The organism is Kitasatospora sp. NPDC088391 (assembly GCF_044753345.1).
GTDB lineage: Bacteria > Actinomycetota > Actinomycetes > Streptomycetales > Streptomycetaceae > Kitasatospora.
Map to the genome: position 1 here is coordinate 73,667 of NZ_JBIVNB010000015.1, position 19,800 is coordinate 93,466.

A 19,800-nucleotide genomic window follows, 5' to 3' on the forward strand; every position below is an offset into this window, starting at 1 on the left:
CTCGGACCCCTCCGCCGTAAGGTGCTAACCCTCGGTTTGCTGCTGGCCGCCGAGAACCCCGCCGACCCCGCCGATCCCGGACTCGGCCGGCGCGCTCGGCGTCCGGCTCGCGCCGCCGGTGGGCCGCGCCGACGGGCTGCGGGTCGGCCGGGAGGCGCCGTCCCCGGTCGGCCGCGGGCTGGGCGTGCCGGTGGCCGTGTCGGTGCCCCCGTCGCCGGGCCGACCGGTGGCGGGGTCGGTGGCGGCCGCGGACGGGCTCTGGCTGGGCGCGGCCGGGCTGCTCGGCGTGCCCGCCGAGGAGCCCGCGGACGAGGACCGGCTCGTCCCGGGGAAGTCGCCGACCGGTTGCCCGGACAGCGCGGCCTTCATGTAGGCCGTCCAGATCTGGGCCGGGAACTTGCCGCCGGCCGCGCTGCCCGCGCCGCCGACCCCGTCCAGGCCGATCTGCTTGCCGCTGCCCGGCTCCTGCCCGAACAGGCCGACCACGGTGACCAGCTCGGGCGTGTACCCGGCGAACCAGACCGACCGGGACTCGTCCGAGGTGCCGGTCTTGCCGGCCACCGGCCGGTTCAGCGCGGCGGCCCGGTAGCCGGTGCCGCCCGGGTCGTCGACCACGCCGCGGAGGATCGCGGTGGTGGCCCGCGCGGTGTCCTTGGACACCGCCTGGGTGGCCTCGTGCCCGGGCAGCTGGACCTGCTCGCCGCCGTGCGCCAGCGTCTTCACCAGCCACGGGGTGATCTGCCGGCCGTCGTTGTCGAGGGCGGCGTACACCCCGGCCATCTGCAGCACGCTGGGCGTGGCGGTGCCGAGCGGGATCGACGCGACCGGGGCGAGCCCCGGCGTGTCGGCGGGCAGGCCGAGCGCCACTGCGGTGGCCCGGACCTTGTCCAGCCCGGTGTCCTGGGCGAGCTGCGCGAACGCCGTGTTCACCGACCAGTCGGTGGCCTGCTGCAGCGAGATCTGCCCGTACGAGCGCTCGCCCTCGTTCGGCGGGGCGTACGGAGTGCCCTTGGCGCCGCGCACCGCCCGCCGGTTGGTGCCGTCGTACACGGTGTCGGCGGTGATCCGCTCGCCGTACTGGGTGCGCGCCCCCGACTCCAGGGCGGCGGCCAGCGCGATCGCCTTGAAGGTCGAGCCCGCCTGGTAGTCGGTGCGGGTGGCGTTGTCGACCCAGTGCTTGGTGGCGTCGGCGCCGCCGTACAGCGCCAGCACCTGCCCGGTCGCCGGGTCGACCGAGACCGCGCCGGCCTGCGCCGCCGCGTCCACCTTGCGGGTGTCCGGCTTCAGGCTGTCGGTCAGCTGCGACTGCACCGCGTCCTGCAGCTGCCGCTGCTTCCCGGAGTCGACGGTCAGCGTGATGGTGTAGCCGCCCTGGGCGAGCTGCGCGTCCGACACGATCCCGTGGTCGGTCAGGTACGAGGTGGCCGCGGCCACCAGGTACCCGGCCTGCCCGGACAGGCCGGGCGCGGACTTCGGCGCCTGCACCTCGGGGAAGGCGGTGTTGCGCCGCTCCTCCGGGTCCAGCCACTTCTTCGCGACCATGCCGTCCATCACGTAGTTCCAGCGCGCCACCGCCCGCTGCTTGCCGGTCTCGGTGGCGGAGGACACGTCGTAGGCGCTCGGCGCGTTCAGCAGCGTCGCCAGGTAGGCGCCCTGGGCGGCGGTCAGCTGGCTCGCGTCCACCCCGAAGTACGCCTGCGCCGCGGCCTGGACGCCGTACGCGCCGCGCCCGTAGTACGAGGTGTTCAGGTAGGCGGAGAGGATGTCGTCCTTGCTCTCGGTGGCGTCCACCTTGATCGCGATGAACACCTCCTTCACCTTCCGGGTGACGGTCTGCTTCTGGTTCAGGTACGCGTTCTTCACGTACTGCTGGGTGATCGTGGAGCCGCCCTGGGTGGAACCCCCGGAGGCGGTGTTGAAGGCGGCCCGGGCCATGCCCTTGAAGTTGACGGCGCCCTCGGAGTAGAAGTTGCGGTCCTCGGCGGCCAGCGCGGCGTGCTGCGCGGCGGGGGAGACCTTGTCCAGCGGGACGTTCTGCCGGTTGGTCTGCCCCGTGCGGGCCAGCAGCGAGCCGTCCGAGTAGAGCCAGGTGTTGGACTGCGCGGTGGCGGTGGCGTGCGCGTCCGGCACCTTCACCAGGGCGATGCCGAGCACGAACAGCCCGATCCCCAGCACGGTGGAGCCGGCCAGGCCGAGCAGGGTGACCCGCCAGGTGGGTATCAGCCTGCGCCAGCCGGTCCGCTTCCTGCGCTCACGAGGTTTTCGAGGCAACGGAGACCTTCCCGCAGGCCCCGGACGGGCTGCTCACTGGGGGACGAGGAGACGGAACCTCGTCAGCCTGACTGATCGACTTGTCAGATGTTAGGGAACTATGTCCCATTTTTCCTAAGACGATCTTTAAATCCTGCTTGGTTTCGTTCCCTCCCCCTCCTCAACGAGCGGACCCCGCACGGGGACATGGCCCGGAAACGCCGGAAGCCCCCCGCTTCCGCGAGGGGCTTCCGACCGTCTGTGCGCCGCCAGGGACTCGAACCCCGGACCCGCTGATTAAGAGTCAGCTGCTCTAACCAACTGAGCTAGCGGCGCCTGCTGACGGAGAGAACACTACACGCTCCCCGACCTGCGGTGAAACCGGGTTTCCCGGCCGCCGCCCGCGGGCTCCGGGAACGCCGAAGGCCCCCCGCTTCCGCGAGGGGCCTTCGACCGTCTGTGCGCCGCCAGGGACTCGAACCCCGGACCCGCTGATTAAGAGTCAGCTGCTCTAACCAACTGAGCTAGCGGCGCCTGCTGACCCGGAGAACATTACACGGACCGGCCCGAACCGCCGAATCGTGACCACCCGGCCACGCGGCGCACCCGCCGGGCCGGGGCCGGGCCGCCCGCCCGGCCGGGCTCAGCGCGGCGGCGGCAGCCGGTTCAGGAACACCTCGAAGGCCGTCGGTCGCACCGAATTCGCCCCGTCGAACGGGTAGTTCATCTCCTTCACGGCGATCAGCGACAGGCCGATCAGCCCGGCCAGGCTGAGCACCATCGCCAGGTGCGCCCAGGTGTTGGAGAGGCCGAACAGGAAGGTGAAGGCGATGGTCACCACCGCGCCGGCGATCAGCGCCGCCCAGAGCAGCGGCGGCACCGAGTCCGCGATCATGTTCAGCCGGGCCCGGCGCTTCCCGGCCAGGCCGTCCACGTGCTGCACCAGGTTCTCGTAGAGCACCGTCTGCCGGTCGCCGTCCGGCTCGAAGGCCAGCGCGGTCTCCCGGATGCGGTACATCAGCGCGGTCGCGGCCGGGTCGCTCCGGTGGTCGGCCATCTCCCGCCACTCGGTGCCGACCACGGCGTGCGCGTAGTCCAGCGTCAGCCCCTCCAGCGCCGCGCCCTGCGGCAGCGGCAGCTGCCGGGCCATCCAGTACACGCCCGCCAGCTCGTCGGCCTCCTCGAAGGTGGCGGCCTTCGCCGTCGAGGCGTTCTCCCACACCACGATCACCACGAAGGCCACCAGCACCGCGTAGAACGCGCCGACCGCGGCGAAGATGAACCCGGCCACGTCGTTGCAGCTCTCCCGGGCCGGGACGGAGGCGTGCCGCTGCACCAGGTACATGCCGCCCGCGGTGAGCAGCAGCATGCCGACCAGGACCATCACGTCGACCCAGTTCACGACCGCCCCCGATGCCCTCGGTGCCCGACTGTGCGCATGCGGTCATCACAGCGGGCCGGGGAGGTCCGGGCGAGCGGGGCTGGTCCGACCGGGCGGACGCCCGTCCGCGCCGCGGGGCGCGCGCTGCCGGACAGCGCGGTGATCACGAGGAGCCCGGGTGGTCGGACCCGGGGAGCCGCGGCGAGCCCGCCCCCGTGTCCGCGCCGTCCTCCTTGACCTTCCGCGTTGTCCGCGAAGCGCCCGTGTCGTCCTTCTTCCGGGAGGAATGTAGCGGCCCGGACGGGGCGGCCGGGCCGAACCGCCCGCGCCGCCCCCGCGATTCGGCCCCGCTGTCACCCGGTTCGCGCACAGCGGCGTCAACTCTGCCTGACGGACGCCCGGATCGGCCCGGCCCGCGCCAACCGGCGTGCCGGGCACGGTGCGTGCGCCACCGCCCCCGGACTGCCAGGATCGCGGTGTCCGAACCCCTCCCGCGCCCGAAACCCCGTCCGGCCCCGCCTGACCCCGTCCGAACCCGTCCGAACCCCCGTCCGAACCCCCGTCCGCGCCCGCCCCCGCGGCGCGGCCCCGCACCGAAGGCAGGCCGATGACCGCCGCCCCCGACCGCTACCGTCCGGTCCGCCGGATGCTGGCCCGCGACCGGGGCGAGGCCCACCGGGTCGCCACCCCGCTGGAACTGTTCTTCGACCTGTGCTTCGTGGTGGCCATCGCCCAGGCCGGCCGCGAACTCGCGCACTCCCTCGCCGAGGGCCACGTCGGCCACGCCCTGGTCGGCTACACCATGGCGTTCTTCGCGATCTGGTGGGCCTGGATGAACTTCACCTGGTTCGCCTCCGCCTACGACGTCGACGACGTGCCCTACCGGCTCACCACCCTGGTGCAGATCACCGGCGTCCTGGTGCTCGCCGCCGGGGTGCCGCGGATCTTCGAGGACCAGGACCTCGCCCTCGGCGTGGCCGGCTACGTGCTGATGCGCCTGGCCATGGTCACCCAGTGGCTGCGCGCCGCCCGCGGCGAGGCCGGGCCCGGCCGCACCTGCGCGCTGCGCTACGCCGCCGGGATCACCGCCGTCCAGGTCTTCTGGGTGGTGCTGCTGTTCCTGCCGCACGGCTGGCAGGGCCCGCTGTTCCCGGTCGGCGTGCTGGCCGAACTCGCCGTGCCCGCCTGGGCCGAGAAGGACAACCCGACGCCCTGGCACCGCCACCACATCGTCGAGCGCTACGGCCTGTTCACCATCATCGTGCTCGGCGAGACGGTGGCCGCCGCCACCGTCGCGATCCAGACCGCGCTGGACGAGCACCGGGCCGTCGCCGAACTGCTGCCGATCGCGGCCGGCGGCCTGCTGATCTGCTTCGGCGCCTGGTGGATCTACTTCGCCGACGACGTGCACCACGTGCTGCGCACCAACCGGCAGGCGCTGCCCTGGGGTTACGGCCACTTCGTGGTGTTCGCCTCGGCCGCGGCGGTCGGCGGCGGCCTGGAGGTCGCGGTCGAGCACGCCGTCGGCGCCGCGCACCTCTCGGACCGGGCCGCGGCCGCCGCCGTCACCGTGCCCACCGCGCTGTTCCTGTTCACCGTCTGGGCGCTGCACTCCCGCCACCACAAGCGCGGCGCCGCCCAGCTGATCCTGCCGCTGGCCGCGCTGTCGGTGCTGGCTGCGACCCTGGCCGGGGACGCCGGTGTGCCGATCGCCGGCGCCCTGGTGGCGCTCGCCGTCGCCGTCGGCATCACCCTGTCCGCGAACCGGAGTTGACCGTGCGCCTGGAAGACCTGCCCCACGCCCACCTGCTGCAGCGCCACACCGGCCCGCTGCGGGCCGACGCCCGCTACGACACCGTGCACTTCGACGACCTCGCGCTGACCGGCCAGTTCGGCGGCGCGCAGTTCCTGGAGTGCGCCTTCACCGCCGTCCGGGCCGAGGAGGCGCGGCTGCGCCGGGCCTCGTTCAACGAGGTGTGGATGCAGGGCGGGCGGCTGGTCGGCGTCGACCTCGCGGAGAGCGAGTGGCAGGACACCGAGGTCGAGGGGTGCGTGCTGGCGGGCGTCTCCGCGTACGGCTCGGCGGTCCGCCGCACGGTGTTCCGGCAGTGCAAGCTGGAATCGGTCAACCTGCGCGGCGCGGTGCTGCGCGACGTGGTGTTCGAGGACTGCCTGCTGCGGGACGTCGACCTCGCCGAAGCCAAGCTGACCGACGTCTCCTTCCCCGGCAGCACGCTGGAGGAGGTCCGGCTGCGCGGGGCCGTCCTGAAGAACGCCGACCTGCGCCGGGCCGCCCGGCTGGACCTGCCGGACGGCCACCTCGGACTGCGCGGCGCGATCGTCTCGACGCCCCAACTGCTGGACCTCGCACCCCGGTTCGCCCAGGCCCTGGGCATCTCCGTGCAGGACTGACGCCCCGCCCGTTCACCCCGCGTCCGCCCGGCCCGTCCGCGGTGAACACTCACCGAATCCTTGCTGCGCGCCCATGGCCATGCGGCCCCCGGTGGGTGAGGATGCTCGGCGGTCCGACATCAAAGGTGTCTGGACAACATCACAGCGGCCGATCGGACGGGCGGGTCACCATGGCAGGGCTGAGTCGTAGGAAGTTCATGGCGTTGTCGGCGAGCGCGGCGGCCGGGGCGGCGGTCGCGGGCACCGCCGCGGCGGCCGGCGGCGAGACGGCCGCGGCGGCGGGGCCGAGCGCCACCGGCACGCTCGCGGACGCGAAGCACATCGTGATCCTGATGCAGGAGAACCGCAGCTTCGACCACTACTTCGGGATGCTGAAGGGCGTGCGCGGCTTCGCGGACCGCGCCACCATCCAACTCTCCGGCGGCTACAGCGTGTTCAACCAGCCGAACGTGCTGAGCCGGCAGTACCCGTGGCAGTTCTCCGCCACCAAGCCGGCCGGCGGCGCCGACCCGGAGCGGCTGGCCCAGTGCAACGGCGACCTCGCGCACGGCTGGAGCGACCAGCACAAGGCGTGGAACAGCGGCAAGCTGGACTCCTGGGTCGCCGCCAAGGGCAACGTCCGCACCATGGGCTACCTGACCCGGGCCGACATCCCGTTCCACTACGCGCTGGCCGACAACTGGACGGTCAACGACGCCTACCACTGCTCGGTGATCTCGGCGACCGGCCCGAACCGCACCTACCACTGGTCCGGCCAGATCGACCCGGCGGGCGCGGCCGGCGGCCCCGCCTACGACGGCGGCGACGAGTCCGGCCTGAAGTGGCAGACCTTCGCCGAGGCGCTGGAGAACGCGGGCGTCAGCTGGAAGGTCTACCAGAACGCCGCCGACAACTACGGCGACAACGCGCTCGCCTACTTCACCCAGTTCGCCTCCGCCCCGGCGGGCAGCCCGCTCGCGGTCAAGGGCATGGGCTCGGTCCCGAAGGTGACCGGCAGGACCCCGGACGACATCGTCGCCGCGATCAAGGCCGACGTGCTGGCCGGGACGCTGCCCCAGGTCTCCTGGATCGTCCCCGACCAGGCGTCCTCCGAGCACCCGTACGCCACCCCGGCGGACGGCGCGCACTTCGTCCACAACGTGATGGACGCGCTGAACGCCGACCCGAACGTCTTCAACTCCTCGATCATGTTCCTGAACTACGACGAGAACGACGGCTTCTTCGACCACGTCCCGCCGCCCGCCGCCCCGGCCGGCACCGCCGGCGAGTTCTACAACGGCGTCAACATCGGCCTGGGCTTCCGGGTCCCGATGATCGCCGTCTCGCCGTGGAGCCGCGGCGGCTGGGTCTCCTCGGAGACCTCCGACCACACCTCGGTGCTGCGCTTCCTGGAGCGCTGGACCGCCGCCGTCGGCAAGCCCGCCACCACCCCGAACATCTCGGCCTGGCGCCGCAAGGTGACCGGCGACCTGACCGGCATGTTCGACTTCGCCAACCCGGTGTACGGGATGCCCGCGCTGCCCGACACCTCGCAGACCATCGGCCTGGCCGCCTGCGGCCCGCTGCCCAACCCGGCACCCGTCAACAACCAGCTGCCGGTCCAGGAGTCGGGCACCCGCCCGGCCCGCGCCCTGCCGTACCAGCCGGTCGCCAACCTGGACCACCTGGAGTTCGGCTCCGGCGGCGTCATGAAGGTGTGGATCGCGATGGCCAACCAGGGCACCGCGGGCACCCACTTCGCGGCCTACGCCAACGCCTACCGCTCCGGCGGCCCGTGGCAGTACACCGTCGACCCGTCCGCGGCCACCAGCGACTTCTTCAACTGCGGCACCAACTACGGCGCCGGCAAGTACGACCTGACGGTGGTCGGCCCCAACCGCTTCCTGCGCCGCTTCACCGGCGACGCCACCAAGTCCGGCAAGGACGCCGCCGTCACCGTCACCTACGCGCCCGCCCCGGACACCGGCAAGCTCGCGGTCTGGTTCAAGCTCGCCAACACCGGCACCGCCCCGGTGACCTTCACCATCACCTCCACCAACTACCGCTCCGACGGCCCGTGGACGTACACCGTCGCGGCCGGCGCCAACACCTCCGACTACTTCAACGCGGCCGCCTACACCAACGGCTGGTACGACTTCACGGTCACCGTCAGCGGCGACGCCGGCTGGTCGCAGCGCTTCACCGGCCACCTGGAGACCGGCACGGCCTCGCTCTCGGGCTGACGCCCGGTCAGACGGCGTGCAGGCCGTGCGCGGCGAAGAGCTCGCGCGCGGCCCGCACCTGCCCGGCGGTCGGCACCGGCGTGTCGGCGAGGGTGAACTCCCGCCCCAGCGCCGCCCACTTGGCCGCGCCGAGCTTGTGGAAGGGCAGCACGTCGACCCGGGAGACGTTGCCCAGCGAGGCGGCGAACGCGGCCACCCCGTCGACGTTCTCCACCGGGTCGGTCAGGCCGGGCACCAGCACGAAGCGCATCCACACCTCCTTGCCGAGGTCGGCCAGCCGGCGGGCGAAGTCCAGGGTCGGGTCCAGCCGCTGCCCGGTGACCTTCCGGTAGAGGCGCTTGTCCCAGGACTTGATGTCGAGCAGCACCAGGTCGACGTCGGCGAGCAGCGCGTCGCCCGCCCGGGCGCCGAGGAAGCCCGAGGTGTCCAGCGCGGTGTGCAGGCCGAGTTCGTGCTTGAAGCGGTGGAACAGCTCGCCGCTGAACCCGGGCTGCAGCAGCGGCTCGCCGCCGCTGACGGTGGCGCCGCCGCCCGCCGCCCGGATGAACGCGGTGTACTTCGACGCCTCGGCGACCACCTCGTCCGCGCCGGTGCGCCTGCCGTTGCGCATCCGCATGGTGTCGGGGTTGTGGCAGTACAGGCAGTTCAGCGGGCACCCGGCGAGGAAGACCACGAACCGGGTGCCGGGGCCGTCGACACCCGTCGACAGGTCCCAGGAGTGCACCGACCCGCCGGCGGCCGGGCCCACCGGGAGTTCGGCGGGGAGCATGACGGTCATGGCGGTGCCTCCTGGGACCTGTCGGGGGGTCAGAGCGAGCCGTGGAAGGTGCGGCCCAGGACGTCGAGCTGCTGCTCCCTGGTCAGCCGGACGAAGTTGACCGCGTAGCCGCTGACCCGGATGGTCAGCTGCGGGTACTCCTCCGGGTGCTCCATCGCGTCGAGCAGGGTCTCCCGGTTCAGCACGTTGACGTTCATGTGGAACCCGCCGACCGCGGTGTACCCGTCCAGCACGCCCGCCAGGTTGCGCACCCGCTCCTCGGGGGTGCGGCCCAGCGCGTCGGGCGTGACGGTGTTGGTCAGCGAGATGCCGTCCTGCGCCGCGTCGTACGGCAGCTTCGCCACCGACAGGGCGCTCGCCACGTAGCCGTGGGCGTCGCGGCCGTTCATCGGGTTCGCGCCCGGCGAGAACGGCTCGCCGGCCCGGCGGCCGTCCGGGGTGGCGCCGGTCTTCCTGCCGTACACCACGTTCGAGGTGATGGTCAGCACCGACTGGGTGTGCTCGGCGTTCCGGTAGGTCGGGTGCCTGCGCACCTTCCTCATGAACTCCTCGACCAGCCACACCGCGAGCTCGTCGGCCCGGTCGTCGTTGTTGCCGTACGCCGGGTACTCGCCCTCGACGGTGTAGTCCACGGCGAGGCCGGTCGCGTCGCGCACCGGCCGCACCGTCGCGTACCTGATCGCGGAGAGCGAGTCCGCGGCGACCGACAGGCCGGCGATGCCGCAGGCCATGGTGCGGCGCACCGCGCGGTCGTGCAGGGCCATCTCCAGGCGCTCGTACGCGTACTTGTCGTGCATGTAGTGGATGACGTTCAGCGCGTGGACGTACGTCTCGGCCAGCCACTCCATCTGCAGGTCGAAGCGGGCCAGCACCTCGTCGTAGTCCAGCACCTCGGAGGTGAGCGCGCCGGTGGCCGGGCCGACCTGGGCGCCGGACTTCTCGTCCCGGCCGCCGTTGATCGCGTAGAGCAGCGTCTTGGCGAGGTTGACCCGGGCGCCGAAGAACTGCATCTGCTTGCCGACCTCCATCGCGGAGACGCAGCAGGCGATCGCGGTGTCGTCGCCGAAGCGCGGGCGCATCAGCTCGTCCGACTCGTACTGCACGCTGGAGGTGTCGATCGACACCCGGGCGCAGAACTCCTTGAAGCCCTGCGGGAGCTTCGGCGACCAGAGGACCGTCATGTTCGGCTCCGGCGCCGGGCCCAGGTTGTACAGGGTCTGCAGGTACCGGAACGAGGTGCGGGTGACCAGCGGGCGGCCGTCGGTGCCGATGCCGCCGATCGACTCGGTGACCCAGGTCGGGTCGCCGGAGAACAGCTCGTCGTACTCGGGGGTGCGCAGGAAGCGGACGATCCGCAGCTTGACGATGAAGTCGTCGACCAGCTCCTGGGCCGCGCTCTCGGTGAGCCGGCCCTCGGCGATGTCCCGTTCGAGGAAGACGTCCAGGAAGGTCGAGGTGCGGCCGAGCGACATCGCCGCGCCGTTCTGCTCCTTCACCGCCGCCAGGTAGGCCAGGTACAGCCACTGGATCGCCTGCCGGGCGTCCCGGGCCGGTCCGGAGACGTCGTGGCCGTAGCCCAGCGCCATCGTCTTCAGCTCGCCCAGCGCGCGGATCTGCTCGGCCAGCTCCTCGCGCTCGCGGATGGTCTCCTCCAGCGCGCGCGGGTCGGTCGGCGCGGCGTCCAGCGACGCCTTCTCCTCCCGCTTGGCCTCGATCAGCCGGTCCACGCCGTACAGCGCGACCCGCCGGTAGTCGCCGATGATCCGGCCGCGCCCGTAGGCGTCCGGCAGGCCGGTGACGATGCCGGCCTTGCGGGCGGCCCGGATCTCCGGGGTGTAGGCGTCGAAGACGCCCGCGTTGTGGGTCTTGCGGTGGACCGTGAAGATCTTCTCCAGCTCCGGGTCGACCGGGTAGCCGTAGGTCTCCAGCGCCCCCGCGACCATCCGCCAGCCGCCGTTCGGCATGATCGCCCGCTTCAGCGGGGCGTCGGTCTGCAGGCCGGTGATCAGCTCGCTGTCCCGGTCGATGTAGCCGGGGGCGTGCGAGGTGATGGTCGAGGGCGTGTCGTACGAGACGTCCAGGACGCCCTTGGCGCGCTCGGCCGGGAACAGCGCGGTGATCTTCGCCCAGAGCCCGGTGGTCCGCTCGGTCGGGCCCGCCAGGAAGGAGCCGTCGCCCTCGTACGGGGTGTAGTTCTGCTGGATGAAGTCGCGGACGTCGATCGCGTCCCGCCACAGGCCGCCCTTGAAGCCGTCCCAGGCCCCGGTCGGCGCGGACGCGGTGGGGTGCTGCTGCGAGGTGGTCATTTCGGGTGTCCCTTCTCAGCTCTGGTCGCCGTAGTAGGCCTGGGTCATCAGCCGCCGCATGTCCGCGAGCATCGGCATCCGCGGGTTGGCCGGCGCGCACTGGTCCTCGTAGGCGTTCATCGCCTGCTGCGGCAGCGCCGCCAGGAACGCCGCCTCGTCCACCCCGGCCTCCTTGAACGAGCGCGGGATGCCGACCTTCTCGCGCAGCTCCTCGACCGCCGCGGCCAGCGACGCCACGCCCTGCTCGGGCGTCCCGGCGGGCAGTCCCAGCATCCGGGCGATCTGCCGGTAGCGCTCCGGGGCCACGTACGCCCGGTACTTGGGCCAGCTGGTCACCTTGGCCGGCGCCGCCCCGTTGTAGCGGATCACGTGCGGCAGCAGCAGCGCGTTGGTCCGCCCGTGCGCCACGTGGAAGGTCGCGCCCAGGGTGTGCGCCATCGCGTGCACCACGCCCAGGAAGGCCGAGCCGAAGGCCATGCCCGCGATCGTGCCCGCGTTGTGCATCTTCTCCCGCGCCACCGGCGCGTTCGGCCCGTCGACGACCGCCGCCTCCAGGTTCTCGAAGACCAGCCGGATGCCCTGCAGCGCCAGGCCGTCGGTGAAGTCGTTGGCGTACACCGACACGTACGTCTCGATGCAGTGCGTCAGCGCGTCGAAGCCGGAGTCCGCCGTCACCGCCCTCGGCAGGTGCGTGGTCAGCGCCGGGTCGACGATCGCCACCGTCGGGGTCAGCGCGTAGTCCGCCAGCGGGAACTTCTGGCCGGTGGCCGGGTCGGTGATCACCGCGAACGGGGTCACCTCGCTGCCGGTGCCCGAGGTGGTCGGGATGCACACCAGCTTGGCCTTCTCGCCCAGGTCCGGGAAGGCGAAGGCGCGCTTGCGGATGTCGAAGAACTTCTCCTTCAGGTCCGCGAACTCCACCTCCGGGTGCTCGTACAGCAGCCACATCACCTTCGCCGCGTCCATCGGCGAACCGCCGCCCAGCGCCACGACGGTGTCCGGCTCGAAGGCGCGCATCAGCTCCGCGCCCTTCTCCACGGTGGCGATGCTCGGCTCGGGCTCCACGAAGTCCACCACCCGCACCTCGACCGGCTCGGTGCGCCGGGACAGCACGTCCCGGATCCGGTCCAGGTGCCCGATCTCCACCATCGTCCGGTCCGTCACCACGACGACCTTGCGGGCGCCGCGCATGTCGGCCAGGTACGTGATCGAGTTGCGCTCGAAGAAGATCTTCGGCGGCACCTTGAACCACTGCATGTTGGTGTTGCGCCGCCCGATCCGCTTGATGTTGATCAGATTCAGCGCCGACACGTTGCCCGACACCGAGTTGTGCCCGTAACTGCCGCACCCCAGCGTCAGCGAGGGCAGGAACGCGTTGTAGACGTCGCCGATGCCGCCCTGCGAACTCGGCGCGTTCCAGATGATCCGGCAGGCCCGCACCGCCGCGCCGAACTCCTCGACGAACGCCGCGTCCTCGCTGTGCACCGCCGCCGAGTGCCCCAGGCCGTTGAACTCCACCATCCGCGTGGCGAGTTCCAGGCCCTGCGGGCGGTCGTCCGCGCGCAGCACCGCCAGCACCGGGCAGAGCTTCTCCCGGGTCAGCGGCTCCTCCTCGCCGACCCCGCCGACCTCGGCCAGGATCACCGAGGTGTCCTCCGGCACCTCGAAGCCCGCCGCCGCCGCGACCGCCGCCGCCGACTGCCCGACCACCGCCGCGTTCAGCTTCGCCCCCGCGCAGTCCACCCCCTCGCCGACCCCGAACAGGTGCCGCTCCAGCAGCGCCTTCTGCTCCGGCGTCGCCAGGTGCGCCTTCAGCTTCCGGAACTCCGCCAGCGCCGCGCCGTACACCTCGGCGTCCAGGATCACCGCCTGCTCGGACGCGCAGATCATGCCGTTGTCGAAGGACTTCGACAGCACGATGTCGTTCACCGCGCGTTCCAGGTCCGCACTCTTCTCCACGTACGCCGGGACGTTGCCCGCGCCCACGCCCAGCGCCGGCTTCCCGCACGAGTAGGCCGCCCGCACCATCGAGTTGCCGCCGGTGGCCAGGATCGTCGCCACCCCCTCGTGCTTCATCAGCGCGCCCGTCGCCGCCGTCGACGGCTGCTCGATCCACTGCACGCAGTGCTCCGGGGCGCCCGCCGCGACCGCCGCGTCCCGGACGATCCGGGCCGCCTCCGCCGAACAGCGCTGCGCCGCCGGGTGGAAGCCGAACACGATCGGATTGCGGGTCTTCAGCGCGATCAGCGCCTTGAAGATCGTGGTCGAGGTCGGGTTGGTCACCGGCGTCACGCCCGCGACCACGCCCACCGGCTCGGCGATCTCGACGATCCCGTCGATCTCGTCCCGGCGCACCACCCCCACCGTCTTCATCCGGCCCATCACGTGGGTGACGTTCTCGCAGGCGAAGACGTTCTTCACGGCCTTGTCCTCGAACACGCCGCGCCCGGTCTCCTCCACCGCCAGCGCCGCCAGCCGGGTGTGCGCGGCCAACGCGGCCAGCGAGGCCTTCTTCACGATCCGGTCCACCTGCTCCTGGGTGAAGGAGGCGTACGCGCGCAGCGCCTGCTGCGCGTTGCCGACCAGGAGGTCGACGGCTGCTTCCGGGGTGCCGGGGGCACCGGTCTCGACGGACGGTTCGCGGGACATGGCGTGCTCACCTCTCGGGGTGCGGCAACGGTGTGCCCCGGCGGCGCTGCCGGGACCGGCTCGACCCCTCCAGCCTCCGCCCCGCGACCCCCCGCCGGACACGGCCGTTGGCCGCGACCCACCGGGGCCGAACGTCCCTCCTCCGGACCCCGAACGGCGACGGCCCCGGTGGCCCGGGTGCGCCCCGCCCGGGCCGGTGGCACGGTGGACGGAGCCCGTCGTCCACGCACCCAGGAGGAGACATGGGCATCTTCGACAGGTTCCGCCACCAGGCCGCCCGCCCGGCCGCCGACACGGCCGACCGGGCCGCCCTCGCCCACGACGAGGCCGCCGACGCCTTCGGGGACCGGGCCGAACGCGCCCGCGACGACGCCGAGAGCCGCATCCGGCAGGAGCGCGCCGACCGCGAGGCCGCCGAGGACATGACGTCCGAGGGCGACCCCTGGGGCTGACCGCCCCGCCGCGGAACGCCGGTACCCCGCCCGGGGCACCGGCGTTCCGGCCGTGACGGGCCGTGACGGGCCGTGACGGGCCGTCAGGCGGTGCGCGGGGGCAGCGGGGGGCGGCGGAGGTCGGGGCGGGGGGCGGCCGGGGGAGGGGGCGCGGCGGGCGGGGCGGTGGTGAGGAGGTCGAGGGCGAGGGTGACGGCGGCGGCGAGGTCGGTGTGGTCGCCGCGGGCCCAGTCGCGGGGGGTGCGGACCACCTCGACGTCGGGGTCGGCGCCGTGGTTCTCCACGCCGAAGCCGATGCCGCCGGTGAACCAGGAGGCGTTCTTGGGCACGGAGATCTGGGTGCCGTCGCCCAGCGCGTGCCGCCCCGTCATGCCGACCACGCCGCCCCAGGTGCGGGTGCCGACGACCGGGCCGAGGGCGAGTTCCTTGATGGCGGTGATGATGACGTCGCCGTCCGAGCTGGTGGCCTGGTCGGCGAGCGCGACCACGGGGCCGCGCGGCGCGTCCCGGGGCCAGCGGACCGGCTCCCGGCCGCGGGTGAAGTCCCAGGCCAGGACCCGGCGGTGGAGCTTCTCCAGGACCAGTTCGGAGACGTTGCCGCCGGCGTTCCCGCGGACGTCCAGCACCAGGGCGGGGAGGGCGAGTTCGGAGCGCAGGTCGCGGTTGAACTGGGCCCAGCCCGAGCCGCCCAGGTCCGGGATGTGCAGGTAGCCGCAGGCGCCGCCGCCGAACTCCCGCACCAGCTGCCGCCGCCGGGCCACCCAGTCCTGGTAGCGGATCGGCCGCTCGTCGGTGAGCGGGGTGACGGCGAGCCGCCGGGTCCGCCCGTCCTGGCGGACCGTCAGTTCGACGGTACTGCCGCCCGTCCCGGCCAGCAGCGGGGCGGGCCCGCGCACCGGGTCCGGCGGGCGGCCGTCCACGGCGAGCAGCTCCGCGCCGTCGCGCAGGCCGTGGCCGGCCAGCGGGGCCCGGGCCTTGGGGTCGGAGGACTCGCCGGGCAGGACGCGGTCGAGCAGCCAGCGGCCGTCCGGGGCCCGGTGCGCGTTCGCGCCCAGCAGGCCCAGCGGCTGCTGGGCCAGTGCCGGGCCCTCGCCGCGCCGGGACGGCGTCACGTACGCGTGCGAGGTGCCCAGCTCGCCGAGCAGTTCGCGCAGCAGGTCGGCGAAGTCGTCGGGGGAGGCGATCCGCTCCAGCAGCGGCGCGTACTGGGCGGTCAGCGCGGGCCAGTCCAGGCCGCACATGCCCGGGTCCCAGAACTGGTCGGCGACCACCCGGGACGCCTCCGCGTAGGACTGCCGCCACTCGGCGGCCGGGTGCACGGTGTGGGTGATCCGGCGCAGGTCGACGGCGATCGGGGCGGTCGGCGCGGCCAGCGGGTACAGCTTGAGCGCGCCCGCCGAGAACACCGACACCGCCGAGCCGTCCGCCGACACCGCGAAGCCGTCCAACTGCTCGACCAGGGTGGTGCGGCGGGCCCGGGCCAGGTCGAAGTACTCCAGCGCGGGACGGCCCGAGGTGTCCTCCGGATTGGCGAAGGTCTGGCCGAGCGCCCCCGAGATCGGCCAGCGCAGCCAGACCACGCCGCCGCGCACCGCCGCCGTCGCCGAGTACTTGGAGGCGATCACCGGGAACGGCACCAGCCGCTTGCCCAGCCCCTCCTCGTCGACGCGCACGGTGCCGTCGCCGCCCGCCTCCTCCGGGTCCAGGCCGACCGGCGGGCGGCCCTCCGCCGGGGAGGCGAACGGTGACGGGGTGCCCGCCGCCAGCGGCACCAGGTACGGGCGGCAGCCCAGCGGGAAGGACAGGTCGCCGGTGTGCACGTCGTGCACCGGGTCGAAGCCCCGCCAGGACAGGAACACCAGGAACCGGCCGTCCCGGGTGAACACCGGGTGCTCGTCCTCGAACCGGCCCGAGGTCACCTCGACGGTCCGCCCCGGCCGGTCGACCCGGGCCAGCCGGATCGAGCGCAGCGACCGGCCCGCCACCGGCTGCGACCAGGTCAGCCAGCACGAGTCCGGCGAGAACGACGGGCTGGAGACCGGGCCGAACGGGGACGCCGCCAGCTCGGTGACCGCGCCCCCGTCGGTCTCCACCAGCAGCAGCCGCCCGTCCGAGCAGGCCACCGCGAGCCGGGCGCCGTCCGGGGCCGCGGCCAGCTCCAGCACCCGGCCGATCCGGCCCGCCGCGATCCGCCGGTGCGGCGGCGGGTCCTCCGGTCCGTCCTTGGCGGGCAGCGCGGCCAGCTCGATCGCGTCCTCGCCCTCGGCGTCCGTCACCCAGGCCGCCTGCCCGAGCCGGCCCAGCACCAGCGGCAGCCGGCAGCGCACGCCCGGGGTGTCCGCCAGCACCCGGGCCGGGCCGTCGCGGTGCGTCAGCCAGTACAGCGAGCCGCGGACGTTCAGCACCCCGGCCCGGCCGGTCGCGTCGCAGGCCAGGTCCTTCACGTTGGTCGCGGTGCCCACCTGGTACGGGCGGCGGCCGGTCCGGGCCCCGCCCAGCGGCACCTCCAGCCGGCGCGGCGCCGGGGCGTCCAGCGAGTCCAGCAGCCACAGGTCGCCCGCGTGCTGGTAGACCACCCGGACGCCGTCGGTGGCGGCCTCGCGCGCGTAGAAGGAGGCGTGGTCGGTGTGCCGGCGCAGGTCGGTGCCGTCCGGGCGGGCCGAGTACAGGTTGCCGACGCCCTCGTGGTCGGAGAGGAACGCGATCCGCGGGCCGCCCGCCGCGGCCACCGGCATCGGCGAGGCCAGGTGCCCGTCCAGGCCCGGCAGCAGCAGGTCGTGGTCCACCCAGAGCCGGCCGGTCGCCCCGCCCCGGTAGCGCTTCCAGAAGGCCGGCTCGTGCGGCGCGGCATCCGTCAGCAGCACCGTGCACCCTTCGCCGACCTGCGCGTCCGCGACCGGCCCCCACGGCATCCGGCGCCCCGGCGAACCGTCCGGCGGCAGCTCCCACGCCCAGGTGTAGTGCGCGAACGGCTCGTGGTACGAGGTCACCGCCAGCACCTCGCCGTTCGGCAGCCAGCCCCGCACCCGGGTGTCCTGGCTGCCCCAGTACGTCAGCCGGACCGCCTCGCCGCCCGCCGCCGGCGCGGTGAACACCTCCGGCGTCAGCGCGAACCAGCTGGTCCAGGCCAGCGCCGACCCGTCCGGAGACAGCCGCGGATGGCTCACCCTGGTCCGGTCGCAGCTCACCCGCCAGGCCCGCCCCACCCCGCCGTCCGCCCCCAGCGGGGCCGCCCAGACGTCGTCCTCCGCGGTGAAGGCGAGCAGCCCGCCGCGCACATGGGGGTACCGCAGATATCCGGCCACCACTCCATGGTTCGACCCGCCCGCGACCGCCGCAACGCGGACGGTCCGGGAGACGGGCGGAACGGCTGACGGGGGGTCAGGGAGCGAGGGTGGCGAGCGCATTGACAGGGGCGGGCGGAGCCGGTTCAGTGGTCTAGTCCAACTCCCAGGGTGCGTGCCGGTGCGGCGGCACGCCCCGGGCCGGGAACCCCACAGCCCGGCGGGTGGAGCAGGACGTCCCCCACACAGAGGCAGGAGCATCCCCACATGCACACTCCCCGAACTCCCCGCAGGAAGCGGCTGCTCGCCGCCGGAACGGCCTGGGCGGTGGCGGCCGCGGGCGCCGTCGCGGTCAGCTTCGGCCTGGCCGGGTCGGCCTCGGCCGGCGAGTTCCTGGTCAACGGCGGCTTCGAGTCCGGCACCCTGAACCCCTGGAGCTGCACCGGCTCCACCGGCTCCGTGGTCACCGGCCACGCCCGCACCGGCACGTACGCGCTCGCGGGCGCCGCGTCCGGGTCCGACACCGCCCAGTGCACCCAGACCGTCGCCGTCGCCCCCAGCACCACGTACACGCTCAGCGCCTACGTCAACGGCTCCTACGTCTACCTCGGCGTCAACGGCGGCACCTCGACCTGGACGCCCGGCACCGGCGGCGCCTTCCAGAAGCTCTCGGTCAGCTTCACCACCACCGCCACCCAGACCTCCGCCACCGTCTTCACCCACGGCTGGTACGGCCAGGGCACCTACTACGCGGACGACGTCTCCCTCGACGGCCCCGGCGCGCCCAGCACCTCGCCGTCCCCGTCGAAGAGCGCCAGCGCCTCGCCCAGCACCTCGGCGAGCCCGTCCACCTCCGCCGGTCCGTCGACGTCCGCGAGCCCGTCCACCTCGGCGAGCCCCAGCACCTCCAGCAGCCCGACCACCCCGCCGCCGCCCGGCGGCCACGCCCTGGTCGGCTACCTGCACGCCAGCTTCGCCAACGGCGCCGGCTACCTGAAGATGGCCGACGTCCCCGACAGCTGGGACATCATCGACCTGGCCTTCGGCGAACCCGACTCCATCACCGGCGGCACCATCCACTTCAACCGCTGCCCGGTCACCGAGTGCCCCGGCGTCGAGTCCGACGCCGACTTCAAGGCGGCCATCGCCGCCAAGCAGGCCAAGGGCAAGAAGGTGCTGCTGTCGATCGGCGGCCAGAACGGCGAGGTGCAGCTCACCACCACCGCGGCCCGCGACAACTTCGTCAACTCGGTCTCCGCGATCATCGACAAGTGGGGCCTGGACGGCCTCGACATCGACTTCGAGGGCCACTCGCTGTCGCTCAACACCGGCGACACCGACTTCAAGAACCCCACCACGCCGGTGATCACCAACCTGATCTCCGCGGTGAAGAGCCTCAAGGCCAAGTACGGCGCGAAGTTCCAGCTCACCATGGCGCCCGAGACCTTCTTCGTCCAGCTCGGCTACCAGTACTACGGCTCCGGCCCCTGGGGCGGCCAGGACCCGCGGGCCGGCGCCTTCCTGCCGGTCATCCACGGCCTGCGCGACGACCTCACGCTGCTGCACGTCCAGGACTACAACTCGGGCTCGATCATGGGCCTCGACAACCAGTACCACAGCATGGGCGGCGCGGACTTCCACATCGCGATGACCGACATGCTGCTCACCGGCTTCCCGGTGGCCGGCAACACCAACAACATGTTCCCGGCGCTCAAGCCCTCGCAGCTCGCGATCGGCATGCCCGCCAACACCTACGCCGGCAACGGCTACGTCGCCCCGGCCGCGGTCGACCAGGCGCTGGACTGCCTCACCAAGGGCACCGGCTGCGGCTCCTACACCCCGCGGGCCGGCAAGCAGCCGAACCTGCGCGGCCTGATGACCTGGTCGATCAACTGGGACAACTACAACGGGAACGAGTTCTCGAAGAACTTCCACGGCTACTTCGGCTGATCCGCCGGGCAGCAGCAGGGCCGAGGCCGACCGCCGGGGGGGTGGTCGGCCTCCGGCCGTCCCCGGGGGGCCGGGGAGACCGAAGGAGGTGGACGCCGGGGCTCGCGGGTGCGGGG

The 19,800-nt window shown here is 73.1% G+C and carries 11 protein-coding genes and 2 tRNA genes; 5 read left to right on the plus strand and 8 right to left on the minus strand.

From position 1 onward, the window contains the following. Positions 1-24: 24 nt before the first annotated feature. From ACIQBJ_RS32315 to ACIQBJ_RS32330, 4 genes are all read right to left on the minus strand, one after another. Positions 25-2,271 carry a transglycosylase domain-containing protein gene (locus tag ACIQBJ_RS32315; RefSeq protein ID WP_400717808.1) on the minus strand — a complete coding sequence of 749 codons (2,247 nt, stop codon included), beginning with the start codon at positions 2,269-2,271 and terminating at the stop codon, positions 25-27. A gap of 241 nt (positions 2,272-2,512) precedes the next feature. Further along, positions 2,513-2,586 (minus strand) — tRNA-Lys (locus ACIQBJ_RS32320). A 124-nt stretch (positions 2,587-2,710) separates the two neighbouring features. Beyond that, positions 2,711-2,784: transfer RNA gene (locus ACIQBJ_RS32325), tRNA-Lys, on the minus strand. Positions 2,785-2,893: 109 nt separating this feature from the next. Continuing rightward, entirely contained in the window at positions 2,894-3,652 is a 759-nt protein-coding gene (locus ACIQBJ_RS32330; protein ID WP_400717810.1) for a DUF4239 domain-containing protein, read from the minus strand. A 586-nt stretch (positions 3,653-4,238) separates the two neighbouring features. Between ACIQBJ_RS32330 and ACIQBJ_RS32335 the strand changes: the two genes are divergently transcribed. The 3 genes from ACIQBJ_RS32335 to ACIQBJ_RS32345 all read left to right on the plus strand — a co-directional run bounded on the left by ACIQBJ_RS32335 (position 4,239) and on the right by ACIQBJ_RS32345 (position 8,265). Then, positions 4,239-5,405 carry a low temperature requirement protein A gene (locus ACIQBJ_RS32335; RefSeq protein WP_400717812.1) on the plus strand — a complete coding sequence of 389 codons (1,167 nt, stop codon included), beginning with the start codon at positions 4,239-4,241 and terminating at the stop codon, positions 5,403-5,405. Between the two features lie 2 nt (positions 5,406-5,407). Continuing rightward, the gene (locus ACIQBJ_RS32340) at positions 5,408-6,043 is read left to right on the plus strand and encodes a pentapeptide repeat-containing protein (protein ID WP_400717815.1); all 636 of its coding nucleotides are present in this window, start codon (positions 5,408-5,410) and stop codon (positions 6,041-6,043) included. 170 nt (positions 6,044-6,213) lie between these two features. After that, a complete protein-coding gene (locus ACIQBJ_RS32345) occupies positions 6,214-8,265 on the plus strand; it encodes a phosphocholine-specific phospholipase C (RefSeq protein WP_400717818.1) in 2,052 nt (683 codons plus the stop codon). Positions 8,266-8,272: 7 nt separating this feature from the next. Here the strand turns inward: ACIQBJ_RS32345 and pflA are convergent, their stop codons facing one another. The 3 genes from pflA to adhE are packed head-to-tail and all read right to left on the minus strand — an operon-like array spanning position 8,273 to position 13,998. Then, on the minus strand, positions 8,273-9,043 hold the full coding sequence (gene pflA / locus ACIQBJ_RS32350) for a pyruvate formate-lyase-activating protein (RefSeq protein ID WP_400717820.1): 771 nt from the start codon (positions 9,041-9,043) through the stop codon (positions 8,273-8,275). 29 nt (positions 9,044-9,072) lie between these two features. Beyond that, a complete protein-coding gene (pflB, locus tag ACIQBJ_RS32355) occupies positions 9,073-11,349 on the minus strand; it encodes a formate C-acetyltransferase (protein ID WP_400717822.1) in 2,277 nt (758 codons plus the stop codon). A gap of 15 nt (positions 11,350-11,364) precedes the next feature. Beyond that, positions 11,365-13,998, minus strand: a complete 2,634-nt coding sequence (gene adhE / locus ACIQBJ_RS32360) for a bifunctional acetaldehyde-CoA/alcohol dehydrogenase (RefSeq protein WP_400717824.1) — start codon at positions 13,996-13,998, stop codon at positions 11,365-11,367. 242 nt (positions 13,999-14,240) lie between these two features. Here adhE and ACIQBJ_RS32365 point away from each other — a divergent pair, with 242 nt between their 5' ends. Next, entirely contained in the window at positions 14,241-14,450 is a 210-nt protein-coding gene (locus ACIQBJ_RS32365) for a hypothetical protein (protein ID WP_400717827.1), read from the plus strand. An 83-nt stretch (positions 14,451-14,533) separates the two neighbouring features. On the opposite strand, the gene ACIQBJ_RS32370 is transcribed toward ACIQBJ_RS32365, so the two are convergent. Continuing rightward, positions 14,534-17,857, minus strand: a complete 3,324-nt coding sequence (locus tag ACIQBJ_RS32370; RefSeq protein ID WP_400717829.1) for a S41 family peptidase — start codon at positions 17,855-17,857, stop codon at positions 14,534-14,536. 144 nt (positions 17,858-18,001) lie between these two features. Between ACIQBJ_RS32370 and ACIQBJ_RS32375 the strand changes: the two genes are divergently transcribed. Next, on the plus strand, positions 18,002-19,684 hold the full coding sequence (locus ACIQBJ_RS32375; RefSeq protein ID WP_400717832.1) for a chitinase: 1,683 nt from the start codon (positions 18,002-18,004) through the stop codon (positions 19,682-19,684). The last annotated feature ends 116 nt before the right edge of the window (positions 19,685-19,800 follow it).